The 14,900-nt window shown below is 60.7% G+C and carries 12 protein-coding genes; 2 read left to right on the top strand and 10 right to left on the bottom strand.

Going from position 1 to position 14,900, the window contains the following annotated elements; all coding sequences use genetic code 11:
* Window positions 1–74: 74 nt before the first annotated feature.
* The 10 genes from ACZ6YA_RS18965 to ACZ6YA_RS18920 form a co-directional block, all read right to left on the bottom strand.
* Entirely contained in the window at window positions 75–845 is a 771-nt protein-coding gene (locus ACZ6YA_RS18965; RefSeq protein ID WP_465898621.1) for a WecB/TagA/CpsF family glycosyltransferase, read from the bottom strand.
* The gene (locus tag ACZ6YA_RS18960) at window positions 845–2,032 is read right to left on the bottom strand and encodes a glycosyltransferase family 2 protein (RefSeq protein ID WP_465898620.1); all 1,188 of its coding nucleotides are present in this window, start codon (window positions 2,030–2,032) and stop codon (window positions 845–847) included. The genes ACZ6YA_RS18965 and ACZ6YA_RS18960 overlap by 1 nt, the downstream gene beginning before the upstream one ends.
* The gene (locus tag ACZ6YA_RS18955; protein ID WP_465898619.1) at window positions 2,029–3,231 is read right to left on the bottom strand and encodes a glycosyltransferase; all 1,203 of its coding nucleotides are present in this window, start codon (window positions 3,229–3,231) and stop codon (window positions 2,029–2,031) included. The genes ACZ6YA_RS18960 and ACZ6YA_RS18955 overlap by 4 nt, the downstream gene beginning before the upstream one ends.
* 33 nt (window positions 3,232–3,264) lie before the next feature.
* Entirely contained in the window at window positions 3,265–4,245 is a 981-nt protein-coding gene (locus ACZ6YA_RS18950) for a DUF535 family protein (RefSeq protein WP_465898618.1), read from the bottom strand.
* Between the two features lie 10 nt (window positions 4,246–4,255).
* Window positions 4,256–5,233, bottom strand: coding sequence for a glycosyltransferase family 2 protein (locus ACZ6YA_RS18945; RefSeq protein WP_465898617.1), 978 nt, complete (start codon window positions 5,231–5,233; stop codon window positions 4,256–4,258).
* Between the two features lie 61 nt (window positions 5,234–5,294).
* Window positions 5,295–5,819 carry a serine O-acetyltransferase gene (locus ACZ6YA_RS18940; RefSeq protein WP_465898616.1) on the bottom strand — a complete coding sequence of 175 codons (525 nt, stop codon included), beginning with the start codon at window positions 5,817–5,819 and terminating at the stop codon, window positions 5,295–5,297.
* Window positions 5,820–5,827: 8 nt separating this feature from the next.
* On the bottom strand, window positions 5,828–6,784 hold the full coding sequence (locus tag ACZ6YA_RS18935) for a glycosyltransferase family 2 protein (RefSeq protein WP_465898615.1): 957 nt from the start codon (window positions 6,782–6,784) through the stop codon (window positions 5,828–5,830).
* Window positions 6,777–7,394, bottom strand: a complete 618-nt coding sequence (locus ACZ6YA_RS18930; RefSeq protein ID WP_400800625.1) for an acyltransferase — start codon at window positions 7,392–7,394, stop codon at window positions 6,777–6,779. Before ACZ6YA_RS18930 ends, ACZ6YA_RS18935 begins: the two co-directional genes overlap by 8 nt.
* 110 nt (window positions 7,395–7,504) lie before the next feature.
* Window positions 7,505–8,971, bottom strand: coding sequence for an FAD-dependent oxidoreductase (locus ACZ6YA_RS18925; protein WP_465898614.1), 1,467 nt, complete (start codon window positions 8,969–8,971; stop codon window positions 7,505–7,507).
* A gap of 259 nt (window positions 8,972–9,230) precedes the next feature.
* Window positions 9,231–10,607 (bottom strand): oligosaccharide flippase family protein, encoded by a 1,377-nt coding sequence (locus tag ACZ6YA_RS18920; protein WP_465898613.1) that lies wholly within the window; start codon window positions 10,605–10,607, stop codon window positions 9,231–9,233.
* A 94-nt stretch (window positions 10,608–10,701) separates the two neighbouring features.
* On the opposite strand from ACZ6YA_RS18920, the gene ACZ6YA_RS18915 reads away from it, so the two are divergent.
* Both ACZ6YA_RS18915 and ACZ6YA_RS18910 read left to right on the top strand, forming a co-directional pair.
* Window positions 10,702–12,228 carry an O-antigen ligase family protein gene (locus tag ACZ6YA_RS18915; protein WP_465898612.1) on the top strand — a complete coding sequence of 509 codons (1,527 nt, stop codon included), beginning with the start codon at window positions 10,702–10,704 and terminating at the stop codon, window positions 12,226–12,228.
* 4 nt (window positions 12,229–12,232) lie between these two features.
* Entirely contained in the window at window positions 12,233–14,833 is a 2,601-nt protein-coding gene (locus tag ACZ6YA_RS18910; protein ID WP_465898611.1) for a glycoside hydrolase 5 family protein, read from the top strand.
* Window positions 14,834–14,900 lie beyond the last annotated feature (67 nt).

Here is a 14,900-nt window from a genome sequence, read left to right as displayed (position 1 = left end):
CGTTAGCTTTTACTGTAGCAGCACCCGGCCAGCAGTGCGGGAGCGATTCCGTCCTGCCGTTCGTTCTGGCGGTTCTACCCTGCCGGCCGCTTGCTCGAAGCCGGCGCAAGTGTCGCTTTCGTGCACAGCATGGCGCGCAGCAGGAACAGTGGGTTGCCCACCACATAGCGCACGAACAACCGCTTGGGTTCCCTCAGCAGTCGATATACCCACTCCCCCCCCAGCCGACGTAACCAGTTCGGCGCGCGGGTGACCTTGCCGCCCATGAAGTCCAGAATCGCCCCACCGCAGACGATCAGACAGGGCCTGCCAATCTCGGCCAATCTTGCCGCGACGCTTTCCTGCTTGGGCATGCCCATGCCGAGTACGATCAGTTCTGGCTGCAATTGCCGAGCAAGCTCGATGTAGGTGTCGACATCAGCAAAACCATCGTGCACCGACACGACCTGCACCCCGTAAAGGGCTTCGCTGCGCTGCGCTGCCTGGCTCAGAAACGGCTCCTGGGTGCCCCAGAATGCCACCCGCCTGCCGCTGAAGGCAGCTAGCAGTTCGGGAATGAAGTCGGTGCCATTCATGTTCAGACCAGGTGCCAGCCCGAGGCGGCGGTACAGTATCGCGATACCCGAACCATCACGCAGCAAGACGTCAGCGGCGGCCAGCGCCTCGCAGTATCGAGCGTTGGCAGCCACCAGGTTCATGGCATGGGCATTGACGAAACCCAGCACGGTTGCCGCTTGCGGTGCGCAGAGTGCCTGTAGCACTTTGTGCTCGTCAGCAGGGTCACTGACCACACGCAGTTTGCCGATGATCCTCTTCCAGCGTTTCAGCCAAGCCCAGTCGTCCATTAGTTGTCATCCCGTTTCGAACGCACCCATTCCACTTGGCGCTTGAGCAGAAAACCGAGGTACAGGGGAATCTTCTTCGCCGCGTAGAATGGGGCATAAAGCAATACGGAAAACGGGATCAGCTCGCGCGAAAAGCGCCACCAGGCCAGCAGCACTGCAGTGCCCAACAGGGCCAGGTTGGCTGTAGCGATCAACGCGGGCGTGAGAGCGCCGAGAACCAGAAATGCCAACCAAGCCAGGGTGAAGACCACCATCATGGCCAACGACAACAACGCCAGGGGGGGCACCAGCAGGTCGATGGTCATGGCCAGCAAGGGCCAGTTTCCCTGTTTCAGCGAACGGCCGATCAAGCCTGGTCCTTCTGCCAGCACCAAGCCCAGATGCCCGTGCTCCCAACGTTTACGCTGGCTGCTCAGGCCTTCCTGGCTGGTCGGAAACTGGCTGGTGACCTGCGCTGCCGGGCAGAACAACGGCGGCTTGCCGTCGCGGCAGAGCTCCAGGCCAAGCTTGATGTCTTCGACCAGGTGGCCAGTCGCCAAGTTGGCGGCGGTCACATCCTGCCAACTGAAGGCCATGCCCGCACCCATCAACTGGCATGGCAGCCCTGCCCTCGCCCAGCCGCGTGGACGGACCAGATTCTTCACGCGCCAGGCAAATTCGGCGACCTGTACCTTCAGCCCCGCACCTGCCGGCGCGTGCATCAGATAAAGCGACTGTACAGGCCGCCCAGACTCGATACAGCAATGCGCCAGGCGTTCGACCGCGCCCGCTGCCACCTGGCAATCCGCGTCGATGATCAGCACCACCTGGGGCGGGTCTTCGGCCAGATGCCTTACGCCATAATCCAGCGCATAGCCCTTGCCGCGCAGGCGCGCATCTTGCCGCTCGATCACCTCTGCACCGGCGGCACGCGCCAATACAGCGGTGTCGTCGCTGCAATTGTCCGCCACCACCAACAGCCGATCGCCCTCGACCAACTGCGGCCGGATGGTGGCAAGCGCCGAGGCAATCACCGACGCCTCGTTATGCGCGGGTACCAACACCGCCACTCGGGGCCTCGCGCCGTTGAGCACCGGCGTGGGCCGCGCCGGCAAGCACGCCAGCAGCACCTGGATCAACAGCACCAATACCGGTAACAGCACCAGCAGTGCCAAGGTGCCCAGTAGCCAACTCAGTAATGTCATCATGCAATTGCCTTGAAATAGCCGACCAGCCTGGCCGCTTCGGTGTCGATATCATGGCGCTGCAGCACGCGTTCATAAGCGGCATCGCCCATTCGCTGCAGGGCATCGGCAGGTTGCGCCAGGCAGTCGGCCATTGCCGCCGCCAGCTCCTCTACCGCGCCTGCCGGGAACAGCCAGCCGTTTTCACCCTGGCGAACCAGCTCGGGGATACCGGCGACATAGGTGGTCAGCACCGGACGGCGCAGGGCCATCGCCTCCATGATCACCACCGGCAATCCTTCGGCGAAGCTCGGCAAGACCAGTGCGCGGGCGGCCAGGATTTCTTCGCGCACCTGGGCACTGCTGATCCAGCCAGTGACGCGTACCTGCGCTTGCAAGCCGTGTCGGGCGATCAGCGCGTCGATCTGCTCGCGCATCTCCCCGTCGCCGGCCAGCACCATTTCGAACGCCACGCCTTGGGCCACCAGGATCCGTGCCGCTTCAAGCAATAACAGCTGCCCCTTCTGTTCACACAGGCGACCCACGCAAACCAAACGCGGCGCAGTCGGCGGCGCAACGGCTGCACCCTCGTGGAAACTGCGCTCCAAGCCACAGTGCACCACCTTGACCTTCATCCAATGTTCATGCGCCACCCAGCGAAACAACTGGCTTCGCCCGTACGAGCTGACCGCCGCGACGAACGCGGCGCGGCGGACCTTTTCCCCCATGTGCAGGAACTGTGGTTTGTCGAACTCTTCCGGCCCATGAACGGTGAAGCTGTAGCTCGGCCCGCCGAGCGCGTTGGCCAGCATCACCACCTCGGTGGAGTTGGTGCCGAAATGTGCGTGGACGTGTTCGGCAGCAAAGGCTTCCAGCCACTGCACGACACGGCACGCCTCGGCCAGATAGACCAGGTGATAAGGCCAGGCGCGATCGGCCCGCAGGCCCATGCGCAGCGCCAGGCTCAGCGCGGAGAAAAACCTTCTCGGCTGGGCGCGCAGTACTTGCAACATCGGCTTGAGCAGCCCCTTCACCCCGTCTTGCAGCACATATCGCGTTCTATCCCGTTCTGTCAGATCGTCGCCATCCTGCAGCTCGGCATCCCAACCGCGCAGGGCGATGCGCTGAACCTCGATGCCCTGGCGTTCCAGCGCAAGGATTTCACGCCGTATGAAGCTGTGACTGACCTTGGGATACTGATTGATGAAATAAGCAATGCGCATACGCCCCCAAATCGAAGTCCGTTTACTCAATGGTCAAGTCGACTCCGCGATGCCCTGACCCTTCATGCTGTTCGTCACTGGCTGCGGCGGCAGCTCTTGTTGCCCAGTGGTACCAGGCAATGCTGCTTCTATACGGGCAAACACAGCGTCCAGCAGCTCATTACGCCTGCGGTACATGGCACGCTTCTTCGGCGCGACCTCCTCCAGGGCCCGCTTCGCTGGCGTCAGCCCAAGCGAGAAGAAATCTTCGCGCGGCGAGGCTTCGGCGCCATTCTCCTGCCATATCACATCATAGTTGGCGGCCAGGTCCTGGGCCTTGTCGACGCCAAAATACGGGTGGCGGTGGTGCCGACACGTGTCACTGACAGCATAGATCCGTGCTGCGCCGATCGCTCTGGCAAGGCATTTGAGTGCCTCGACCAGCAAGCTTCTTGGGCGTAGCCCTTCGAAATCCTTGGTCAGCTCGCGATAGATGTTCAACGACGTCTCGCTGTCGATGCCTTTATGGATGCCCTGCACCGCCCCGATGAACAGCTCCAGCGCGCCGTTGCTGCGACCCAGCGTGAATGCAATGGAGGCCACGCGCAGGTCGCCCTGGAACAGGTTGAGCACCAACTCCCCTTCGCGCTTGAACCAGATAGGCCGATCCAGCACCAGGGTGCATCCTTTGGAATACGTGGACAGGTCACACACCACTCGGCTTTCGTCGCGCCCCAACAGCAACAGCGCGGGGTAATCCCTGGCGACCACTTCGTAGTGCGACGCCACCACCTCGAACCGCTCACGGGTATCCCAGCCTTTGCTGAGGTAGGGCCACTGCACCATGCCGATGCAGTCCACCCCCAGTCTGGCAAAGCGTTCCTCGCCCAAGGCACCCGACATGCGCTGCATGAACGCGCGCAAGTCCGGCCACTGCGTGTACATCGCAACCGCCAACTTGCGCTTGTTGTTCAGTGCGCGCAACGAGTAGCCGGGTTGCAGGATGAGCACACTTCTCGCTAATGATCCGAACATCGTAGGCATCTCATTTGTACTCGATCAGCACCGGCTTGCCGGCCACGAATTTGTTCAGCAGGAATTTCACCTGGCCGAGCATTTCAGGGAATTTGCCAAGCACCAGAAATACCGCCTGCAACCGGTTCTCGCGCGCCGACCTGCCGCCGCGCCGCGCCAGACGCACGGCCTGCAGCGGATAGAGCAACAGCAACAGCAGCCACCATGGGCCCAGCACCACGCTCGTCAGCGCGATTGACAGCGGTATGCCCAGGCCCCATAACCAGGCACGCCGCGACTCGCGCAGCCAATGCCGTTCCGGTGGAGCCCCGTGCAAGGACGCGCCCTCGGCATAGGCATAGCCTGCGCGCAGGCTACGCCGCCACCACTGGCCAAAGCGCGTCATGGCGGCATCGTGCAGGGTCATTTCAGCGCCCAGGCGCCAAATTTTCCAGCCAGCCGCCCGCAGCCGAACACACAGTTCAGGCTCCTCGCCGGCAATGAGTTCAGGGCGATAACCCGCCACCGCCACGAAGGCGTCGACCCGCATCAGCGCATCCCCGCCACAGGCCTTGGCTTCGCCCAGCGGCGTGTCCCATTCCAGGTCACACAGCAAGTTGTAGACCGAGTGCCCGGGGAAACGCTCGCGGCGTCGACCGCAGACCACCGCCACCTGCGGGTGCGCATCGAGAAACACTTGCGCCTTGGCCAGCCAGTCGGCATCCACCTCACAGTCGCCATCGACGAACTGCACGTGACGGATCGATGGCAGGTGTTTCTGCAGGCAAGCAAACCCTTCGTTGCGGGCGCGCGCTGCCGTGAACGGAATGGTCATATCCAGGGCCAGCACTTCGACACCAAGCGCTGCGGCACGCGCCAGCGAACCGTCGGTGGAGCCCGAATCGACGTAGACCACCTTGTCCGCACGCCCGGCCAACGACGCCAGGCAACGCTCAAGGCGATGGCCCTCATTACGGCCGATAACCACCACTCCAATGCCTGTCACCATGGGGCCTCACTCGACAGCGCTGAACGGAACCTCTTTTATCCGCGGCCACTCATTGGCTAGATCACGTGCACTCCATCGCTTCGCTGTGCTTTCTGGCTTTGATGGTCGCAGGCACGCCGACGGCAAGTGAATTGTCCGGCACATCGATCAATACCACGGCGTTGGAGCCAATGGCGACATTGTTGCCAATGCGGATGTTGCCCAGCACTTTGGCGCCCGCGCCAATATCAACGTTGTTGCCAAACACCGGCGCAATTGGCTCGTCGACGTTCTTCAAGCCAACCACCACGCCGTTGCGAATACGGCAATCATCGCCGAATCGAGCATAGCCGCTGATGACGATCCCACCGAAATGATCGATGACGAAGTTGCGACCGATCACCACTTCGCAGGGCAACTCGACCCCGGTAATGATCTGCACGAACTTGAAGAGCACTTTGTAGACAAAAGACAGGATCTTGCGCAAAAACGCCGGCCGCACGCCATAGCGCCAACGGCCAAAGCGGTACACCACCAGTACCCAGAAACCCTGGGCGCCCCAATCATCGCCGTGTGCACGCAAGTCCGCGCGAATGTTATCGAACATGGCTTCACCTAACGTGTGGGTTGGCTTGCGAACTGGGTATTGAACAGCAGCGACCAGGTGGCCTGGGTGTGCCGCCAGCAGGCCTTGATCGCATCCCAGCCGCGCCCCTTGAGCAGCGCCTTGAGTGCCAGCACCAGATCACCCAGGCTCACCAGCAGCATATGCAGGATCAACCCCGGCACACCGTGATGCTTGCGAAAGTACAGTAGTTCGCTTTCGATCTGGTAGCTGGAGATCTGCCGGCTCGCTGCTTCCAGTTCGGCGACCGACTTGGAGCTTTCACCCCCGATGTGCACCACCGTGGTGTGTGGGTAGAACACCACTTTCCAGCCGGCCTCCTTGACCCGTTTGCAATGGTCGACCTCCTCGTAATAAAGGAAGTAGCGCGGATCGAACAGCCCCACCTGGTCGAGCACTTCCCGGCGCACCAGGTAGAAGCAGCCGGGTAACCAGTCGCATTCACGCACAGAGCCGTGGTCCCATTCCATTTCGTCGACCATTTTCAACCCAGGGAAAAAGCGCCCAAGCCCGGTACGTGCGACAAATACGTTCAAGGGTGTCGGAAAGTACCGGCAACTGGGTTGCAGGTCCCCATCGCGCCCCACCAGGCGCACGCCGAGAATGCCGCATTCCGGGTGCGCGTCCATGTATTCGACGGTTTTCTGCAGGCTGTCCTCGGCGACGAAGGCGTCGGTATTGAGCAGCAGTGCATATTTGCCCTGCAGATGCGCCAGCAGCTGGTTGTTGGCACGGCCAAAGCCGACGTTGAGCTTGTTGCTGAGCAACACCGCTTCGGGGCAGACCTCGGCCATCCGCTGCACCGAATCGTCGACGGAGGCGTTATCCACTACCAGGTAGCTGGCCAGCCGCTCACTTCCGGCCTGGCGCAGCGCATCGAACATCGGCTGCAATAGCGATGCGGTATTGAAATTGACGACCATCACATCGACGGGTTTTCTATCCATGGCTACCGTCCCCGAAAAAGTACTCGCTGCGCTGACGCGCCAGCGCCGGCTCAACCGTTGGGTCGTAAGCGCCCTTGCGGTTTTTCACCGTCTCGATCCAAGGATAGGCGTTGCAGCGCTCCTCGACCCGTTTGATCAAATCTTCGGTGGTGCAGATGAATTTGGCCGGGTTGCCGCCGACCACTGTGCCGGGTGGCACATCCTTGGTAACCACAGCGCCGGCAGCGACGATCGAATCCGGCCCGATGGTCACCCGCGGCATGACGATCGCGCCATGCCCGACAAAGCTGTTGTCCTTGATATCAATGTAGCCGACCGAATCCAGGTGCTTTCCGTAACAGATCTCGATCAGCGCCACCACACCATCGTGGCCAATCAGTGTGCAGTCAGACAGGCCTACGTTGCTGCCGATGCGCACCAAGGTCGGGTCGGTCACATTGCAGCCACAATTGATGTAGACATTGCTACCCACCGAATGAAACTTGCCCCACCGCGCCAGGTAGGTGCCCCACTCCAAAGGCGTTGGATTGCAAAATTTCTTGTAGGCCGAGCTGCCTCGCCCCGTCGAGTGAAAGTACTGCGTCATGGCGTTCCGTATCCATCCCTTCATACTGCTAGCCTCGCACGTCAAACTCCTGGACTGTCCCTGAGGCGAACCGGTCTCGTTCTTCTATGTGCTGACCGCAACGCTCTCAACCCTTTATTCGTTGGTTCATTCCTTCAAACCCGCGCACCACTGGCCGCCTTCAACTTTGTGTCGAGGTGGTCGGCCAGCCGGAGCGCGAACTGCAACAGCGGCATCGTTGGATTCGAGGCGCCTCCTGTGGCAAAGATGCTGCTGCCGGCGACGAACAAGTTGTCCGTGCCAAAAACCTTGCAATCGACATCGACCACACCGAACTCGGCTGACGCCGCCATCCGCGTGGTGCCCATATGATGCGCATGAGGCGACATCTTCAAGGGCAGTTCGCTGTCGTAGACGTAATCGTTCAATTTGACGAAACCAAGCCCCGACTCGGCAAACTGCTTCGCCAGTTCAGCACCGATGCACTTGATGGTATGCCGGTCAGTGGCCGTCAGCGCCCAATTGACGTTGACTTTGGCAACGCCGAGCTCATCCTTTTCATCGATCAATGAAATGCGGCTTTGTGCATTGGGAAACTGCTCGATCATCGTGCTGATGACGCCATCTCCCGGGCAACTGAATTTGGCTACGAAATCAATCTTGCTGGCCCATCCCATGTCGCAGGCGAGGTTTTCCAGAAAGTGCTTGACCTCGGCCGTCCTGCCGTAAGTCTGGACATCGGAAAGCACGGTCGCAGAGACATTGCCTTTGCCGGCTCGGTAATCGGCGACGAAGGCATCGGTGGTGTAGTACTGGCGTGGTTCGATACCTTGCCCATCTTTCAGGATGAACGTGCCCATGTCGATATTCAGGTGTTCCATCAGGCAACGCCCGGTCAGGCCATCCTTCTTCACCACCCCCGCCGCTACCAGTGAGGTGCTGTTGAGCAACTGCCGGGCATTCTCGATGGCGCCGGTTGCCAATATGTACTGTTTGGCCTTGACGCGATCACGGTGGTGTTCGTAGTCGGACACCACCACGCCCTTCAACTGACCAGAAGCCTGATCGAACTCCAAGTCGACACAGTTGCAGTTGATAAAGACCTCAAGCCCGGCCGTGTCCTTGAGCGCGGCTGCATACTTCTGCGCAAAGCGCGTAGGCGGGCTAAGCAGAAAACAGTCAGCATCGAAATCGCCACCGCCGAGCCCTGTGTTCATTGCCCTGAAGTCGGCGCCCTGCGGCAAATCGACGATTTCCATGGCCGCCGGCAGGTAATGCTCGACTTCGGCATAGGGAATGGGCCAGCCGGGCAAGTCCACAGGTGGCGCAACCGAGAAATCGGATGCCGTGAATGGGCGGCAGCGACCCGCCCAGTGATTGGAAGTGCCCCCCAGGTATCGAAGCCGCGTTTCTTCGGCATACAACTCAAGACCGGTCGAGGTGCATTTGTAGAGTGCTTGAGAGCGTGGCGTATATTCATGACCGCCGGCTTCGAGCAACGCCACGCTCCAGCCCGCCTCGGCCAGGCGCAAGGCCAGGGTGATCCCGGCCGGGCCAGCGCCTACGATGCAGACGTCGTAAGCCTTTCGTAGCGATTTCTCAGACTCATAGTCCTTGATCATGCTCGCCCGTCCCTGAAGTACTCGGAAGGCAATACCCAACCATTGATCACGACGAATTCGCCGCTCGGCGCAACGTTGCGCGCTAGCGTAGGAGCCCCCCGGAATACGGCAACGCCAGCACCCAACAAGACACAATTGCGAAGAAAGCCCCTACGACCTGACTGCCGAACAAGAAACTGCAGCTTCCCCATGATCACAAGACCTATGCCATTGATTTCATTGAGCCCGTTATTGTTATGTGCCACCTACCGAGCGGGCTTCAAAGCCAGTCGAACAAACGCGTGAGCAAATACCCGCACAGCGCGCCGACCGCCATCATCGGCAGGACCACAAGTTCACGTTTCACACTGAATATGTCTAGCTTGCAATTGACGTAAATGATCAGGATCAGCGTTGGGAACGTATGCAGTGCCGCGCCCCAGATCGCATACTTCACCCCGCCTATGGCCAGCAGCAGTGGGATCAGGCTCCACAGCGAGATGAGCCGGATAATGTTGTCCATCGCCTGGTACTTGGTATGGCCCAAAGCGATCCACAGCTGGTGCGACAGGGTGTAGCGCAGGGTGAAGAACGATAACGACAGGATAGCCAACATTGGGCCCGCGTCGGCATAACGCGCGTCGTACAACCAGCCGATCAACAGCGGGCTGCCGGTGAGGAATCCGCCACACAGGAACAGCATCACCAGGTCCACAATCAGCTTGAAGTGAAAGTAAAGCCTTTGCAGGCGCGCCTTGTCACCACTCCTCGCCGCTTCACTGAACGCCGGCAGCGCCACCGAGCCGAACAGTTTCAGCAGGCCGGTCTGCAGCGAGCTCAGAATCAGCACAGCTATCGAATACACGCCCAGTTGTGCCACCGTCATGGTGCCGCCGAACCAGATACGGTCGCCGTACATGGCCAACACACCGACCATCGAAGACAGCAGGATCCAGCGGCCAAAGACGATCAGTTCGGTCAGCGCCTCGCGGTCCCATTGCAGGCGGTTGCGCGGCCCTTGCAACGCCAGGTGACCCAGCAGCGTACCGGCCAGGGCCGAGGTCAGCCCGGCGATCACCAGTGACCAGATGGACCGGGTGAAATAGCCGATCAGCAACATCGTGATCAAACCGACGACCTGCGAGGCAATGTCCACCAAAACCACGCGCTTCTGTTGGAAAGTTCGTACCGCGACGTCTATCTTGGTCGATTGGAAGCCCCAGATAATTGCCGACAAGCCGGTCACCGCCAGCACCAGCGGCAGCTCGGGCGCTGCGTAAGTGGAATGCGCGGGCCACAGATCAGCCACTTGCGCGACCCAGGCGCCAAAGGCCAACAACAGCGTCAAGGCGAACAGCGTGAAACCGCGCACGATCTGCACAGTCCAGGCGGTATTGAGAAACAGCGGATCGTCGCCACGGTGGCTCTGGATGATGTTCTGGCGCAAGCCGACATCGGACAGCAGGTGCAGCAGGACCGAAACGGTGGTGGCAATGACCATCACCCCGAACATTTCCGGCAGTAGTAATCGGGCCATGATCAGGTTGCCGCCAAGGCGCAGCACCTGCGAGGCGACCAGCGAGACCAGGTTCCATGCCCCGGCGCCCAAGGCGCGCTTGCGCAGACTGGAAGAGGCTTGCACATCAATCGACGGCATGACTTCAATCTCTGACTGATTGGCTAGAAGTCACTATAGTTTCAATTAGCCATGATGCTAGTGCCCACCCACACAGGGACAGGTGACCTCTTAGATGCCAGAACATATTCGTGCGCTGATCGTCATTCTGTTTGTGGCCTGCGTGGTCTTTTTCATGGTCCGCAGCCCGGCAACCGACTTGATTCCCGAGGGTGACTACAAGCGCCGGCGCAATTTGTGGTTCGCCCTGACCCTCGTAGCGTTCTTTGCCCACAGTTACTGGATCTACACCGCAGTCGCCGCCGTCATCCTGCTCACGGCCAGGCGCCGCGAGCGCAATCCCATGGCCTTGTTCTTCATGCTGTTGTTCGTCATCCCGCCGGCATCGATCGAAGTGCCCGGGTTTGGTGTGGTCAATTACCTGATCGAATTGAATCATCAGCGCATTCTGGCCCTGTGCGTGCTGCTGCCCGCAGCGCTGGTGCTGAGCAAGCAAGCCGACACGTTGCGTTTCGGCCGCCTCCTGGCCGACAAGCTGCTGGCCGCCAGCCTGGTATTGATGGCCTTGCTGTATCTGCGCGAAACCACCGTCACTGACACCCTGCGCCAGGGGGTTTATCTGTATGTCGACGTGTTCCTGCCGTATTACGTCGCCAGCCGGGGAATACGGGAAATCAGCGATTTCAAGGATGTCATGCTGGCGTTTGTCATCGCCGCGTTCGTCCTGTCGCTGCTGGCGGTGGCCGAGTATGTGCGGCATTGGCTGTTGTACAACGCTCTGCTCGATGCCCTGGGCGTGGAATGGAGCATGAAAAGCTACCTGAGCCGCGGCGGCGCGCTGCGCGCCAGTGTCACCACCGGCCAGGCCATTGCCCTGGGCTATGTCATCACAGTGGCCATCGGGCTGTTCCTGTTCGTCCAGGGCTTCGTGCGCAACAAGATGCAGCGCTATCTCGGCGCCCTGCTGCTGGCCGCCGGGCTGTTCGCGCCGCTGTCCCGTGGCCCCTGGGTGGGCGCGGTGGTGCTGATCGTCGTGTACATCGCCATGGGCAGGCGCGCGGTCAGCCGGCTGGCCTTGCTGGGCCTGGCCGGGTTGCTGAGCATTCCGTTGCTGAGCATCATGCCCGGTGGCGAAAAAGTGCTCGACTTGCTGCCATTCATCGGCAGCGTCGACAACGAGAACATCACTTATCGCGAGCGCTTGCTGGACAATTCCTGGATCGTCATTCAACGCTACCCCCTATTCGGTTCGTTCGACTTCCGCAACACCCCGGAAATGCAATCGATGATTCAGGGTGAAGGCATCATCGATATCGTCAACACCTACATCAACCTGGCGCTGCGGGTCGGCCTGGTCGGCCTGTCGCTGTTCGTCGGGTTCTTTGCCTGCGTCGTGCTGGGTATTCGAAGGACCCTGCGCACCTTTAACGATAGAGATGACCCCTATCGCGAGCTGGGCCGGGTACTGCTAGCGACCTTGATCGGCATCCTGGTGACCATCTTCACGGTCAGCAGCATCACGGTGATCCCGGTGATCTACTGGTCGATCGGCGGGCTGGGCATTGCCTACATACAGATGGTCCGCAGGCTCGCCCATGCCGATGCCACACAACCCGCCAACGCCAGCCTGCAACCGAGGTAATCCGATGCTCCGTAAAGTCCTCAGCCCCTTCACCCGGGCAACGGCGCTCGTTGGCCTGCTGGTCTTGCCGCTGGCTGGTTGGGCCTCGGAATGGGTAGTCAGCGTCAACGAACAGAATGGCCTGCCGGGCCTGACCCGCGGCGGCGGCCAGGCGATGGCTTCCAGTTTCAACTTCTGGGGGGATAACTGGAGCTGGACCGGCTTTTACCCGACGCTCAAGGTCCAAGGCCCTTACAACTACACCCTGACAGGCCAGAACAAGGACCTGGACTTCGATCTCAATGCAGACATCAACAAGGAGCAGGCGCAAACCTTGACCTGGACCTTCGACCTGCAAGCGCACAGCAAGCAGGCCGATGTGATGGGTGGCGGCATCGTCTGGGACTTCGACCCTGCGTTGATCGCCGGGGAGATGGGTGACCCGGTGCTGCTGCCAGACAATCGCGGCTGGACCTGGGGCAAGAACGCGCAAGGGCCACGCGTGGAAATGCGTTTCGATCCGCCGTTGGCCAAGGTCTATTTCGAACGGGGCGACACCCGCCAGATCCGGACGTTCTTCTATACCGACCCGATTCGCCCTGGTCGCCAACAGATCAAGGCAGTGCTGAACGTCACCGGCGACATCACACTAGGTCCAACCCCGAGCGAACGTTTCGGCCTGGCCGACCCCATGCAATGGCCGGATGACCAACTCGACTGGCGCACGTCGCCGGTGGACCTGTCGTTCCTCAATACGGCGGAAAAGCCCGCGGGCAAACGCGGCTTCGTCAAGGCTGCCGGTGAACAGCTGGTGTTCGCCGACAACACCCCAGCACGCTTCTGGGGCACCAACCTGTCGGCCTACGCGCTGTTCAAAACCCCCGACGAAGACATCAGAGCGCAGGCCAAGCGGCTTTCCGCGCTGGGCTTCAACCTGGTCCGGCTGCACCACCATGACTCGCCCTGGGTGAGCCCTAATGTCTTCGGCGACCTGACGCAGTTGAAAGATACCCAGCGGCTCGACGCCGAAGCGCTGAAGAAGATCGACTGGTGGATCAAGTGCCTCAAGGACGAAGGCATCTATGTGTGGCTCGACATGAACGTGTCGCGGGTACTGACCGCCAATGACAACATTTATGGCTTCGATGAGCTGCCCAAGGAACATGATGTCGCCGGCCTCAAGGGCTATGCCTACGTCAACGTCACCCTGCAGCAGGCCATGAAGCGGTTCGCCAAGCAGTACATGAGCCACGTCAACACCTACACCGGGCTGGCTTACAAGGACGACCCGGCCATCGCGGCCATCCTGATCACCAACGAAAACGATATCACCCACCACTTCGGTAATGCCTTGTTGCCGGACAAAGGCGTGCCCAAACACAGCAAGCTCTACATGGACGAAGCCAAGGCGTTTGCCGCCCGCCAGGACCTGCCGGCGGACAAGACCTGGCGCGCCTGGGAGCAAGGCCCTTCGAAACTGTTTCTCAACGACCTGGAGCATCGCATCTTTGTTGACATGATCAAGGACCTGCGCGACCTCGGGGTCAAGGTGCCCATCGCCACCACCAGCACCTGGGGGGGCAATGGCTTGTCCTCACTGCCGTCGCTGACCACGGGTGACGTAATCGACGCCCATAGCTATGGCGGCATCGCCCAGCTGGAGAAGAACCCGCTGACCAGCGACGGCATGATCAACTGGCTGGGCGCTGCCCAGGTGCTGGGTTTGCCGATGACCGTCACCGAGTGGAACGCCGAGCCCTTCCCCCTGCCCGATCGCCACTCGTTACCGCTGTATGTGGCGGCCACCGCCAGCCACCAGGGCTGGGACGCGATCATGCAATACGCCTACAGCCAGCAGGCGTTCCTCAGCCAATGGCGCCGTGCCGATAACTGGAATGCCTACAACGACCCCGGGTTGATGGCCACGATGCCCGCTGCCGCCTTGCTCTACCGCCGTGAAGATGTGCAACTGGCCAAAACCCGCTACGTGTTCGCGCCTACGCCTGACACCTTGTTCAACAAACAGATCACACCCAACACCTCGGTGTTGCTGCGCACCGCCATGGAAAAAGGCAGGCTGCAGATTGCCCTCCCCCAGACGCCGCAGCTGCCCTGGCTGCAAGCCAGCGCCATGCCTGCCGATGCACAGGTGCTGCACGACCCCGATCAATCATTGCTGGATGCCAACGCCAGCGAATCGACCACCGATACCGGTGAACTGCGCCGCAACTGGCAACAAGGCGTTTACACCATCGACACGCCATTGACCCAGGCCGCGACCGGCTGGCTGGGAGGCCAGTCACTGGAGATGGGTGACTTGAAGCTGCAACTGAAAACCGCGTATGCCAGCGTCGCAGTGCAAAGCCTTGATGCCAAGCCGCTCAACCAGTCGCGCAGCCTGCTGATCTCATTGGGCACTCGCGCCGTGCCACGGCCCGACGACATGACGCCCTTCCACGTCGAACCGCTCGAAGGCACGTTGAGCATCAAGGCGCCTGCTGGGTTGAAGCTCTACAGCCGCAGCAGCGAAGGCCAGGAAAAGACGCTGGCTTCGAGCTACAAGGATGGCCGCTACCAGATCACATTCGACGGCCAGACCATGACCAACTGGCTTTTCTTGAAATAGGGCATATCGCCATCTAGAGTCAATTCAGACCTGAATTCCAGGCATTCGACGCTGCGTCTGTTCCAGG

This window comes from Pseudomonas sp. NPDC090752, assembly GCF_055584805.1.
This window is presented reverse-complemented; position numbering and strand designations above follow the sequence as displayed.

Coding starts and splice junctions, on each gene's coding strand:
- ACZ6YA_RS18965 (WP_465898621.1), bottom strand. CDS start 845: ATGGACGACTGGGCTTGGCTGAAACGCTGGAAGAGGATCATCGGCAAA.
- ACZ6YA_RS18960 (WP_465898620.1), bottom strand. CDS start 2,032: ATGATGACATTACTGAGTTGGCTACTGGGCACCTTGGCACTGCTGGTG.
- ACZ6YA_RS18955 (WP_465898619.1), bottom strand. CDS start 3,231: ATGCGCATTGCTTATTTCATCAATCAGTATCCCAAGGTCAGTCACAGC.
- ACZ6YA_RS18950 (WP_465898618.1), bottom strand. CDS start 4,245: ATGTTCGGATCATTAGCGAGAAGTGTGCTCATCCTGCAACCCGGCTAC.
- ACZ6YA_RS18945 (WP_465898617.1), bottom strand. CDS start 5,233: ATGGTGACAGGCATTGGAGTGGTGGTTATCGGCCGTAATGAGGGCCAT.
- ACZ6YA_RS18940 (WP_465898616.1), bottom strand. CDS start 5,819: ATGTTCGATAACATTCGCGCGGACTTGCGTGCACACGGCGATGATTGG.
- ACZ6YA_RS18935 (WP_465898615.1), bottom strand. CDS start 6,784: ATGGATAGAAAACCCGTCGATGTGATGGTCGTCAATTTCAATACCGCA.
- ACZ6YA_RS18930 (WP_400800625.1), bottom strand. CDS start 7,394: ATGAAGGGATGGATACGGAACGCCATGACGCAGTACTTTCACTCGACG.
- ACZ6YA_RS18925 (WP_465898614.1), bottom strand. CDS start 8,971: ATGATCAAGGACTATGAGTCTGAGAAATCGCTACGAAAGGCTTACGAC.
- ACZ6YA_RS18920 (WP_465898613.1), bottom strand. CDS start 10,607: ATGCCGTCGATTGATGTGCAAGCCTCTTCCAGTCTGCGCAAGCGCGCC.
- ACZ6YA_RS18915 (WP_465898612.1), top strand. CDS start 10,702: ATGCCAGAACATATTCGTGCGCTGATCGTCATTCTGTTTGTGGCCTGC.
- ACZ6YA_RS18910 (WP_465898611.1), top strand. CDS start 12,233: ATGCTCCGTAAAGTCCTCAGCCCCTTCACCCGGGCAACGGCGCTCGTT.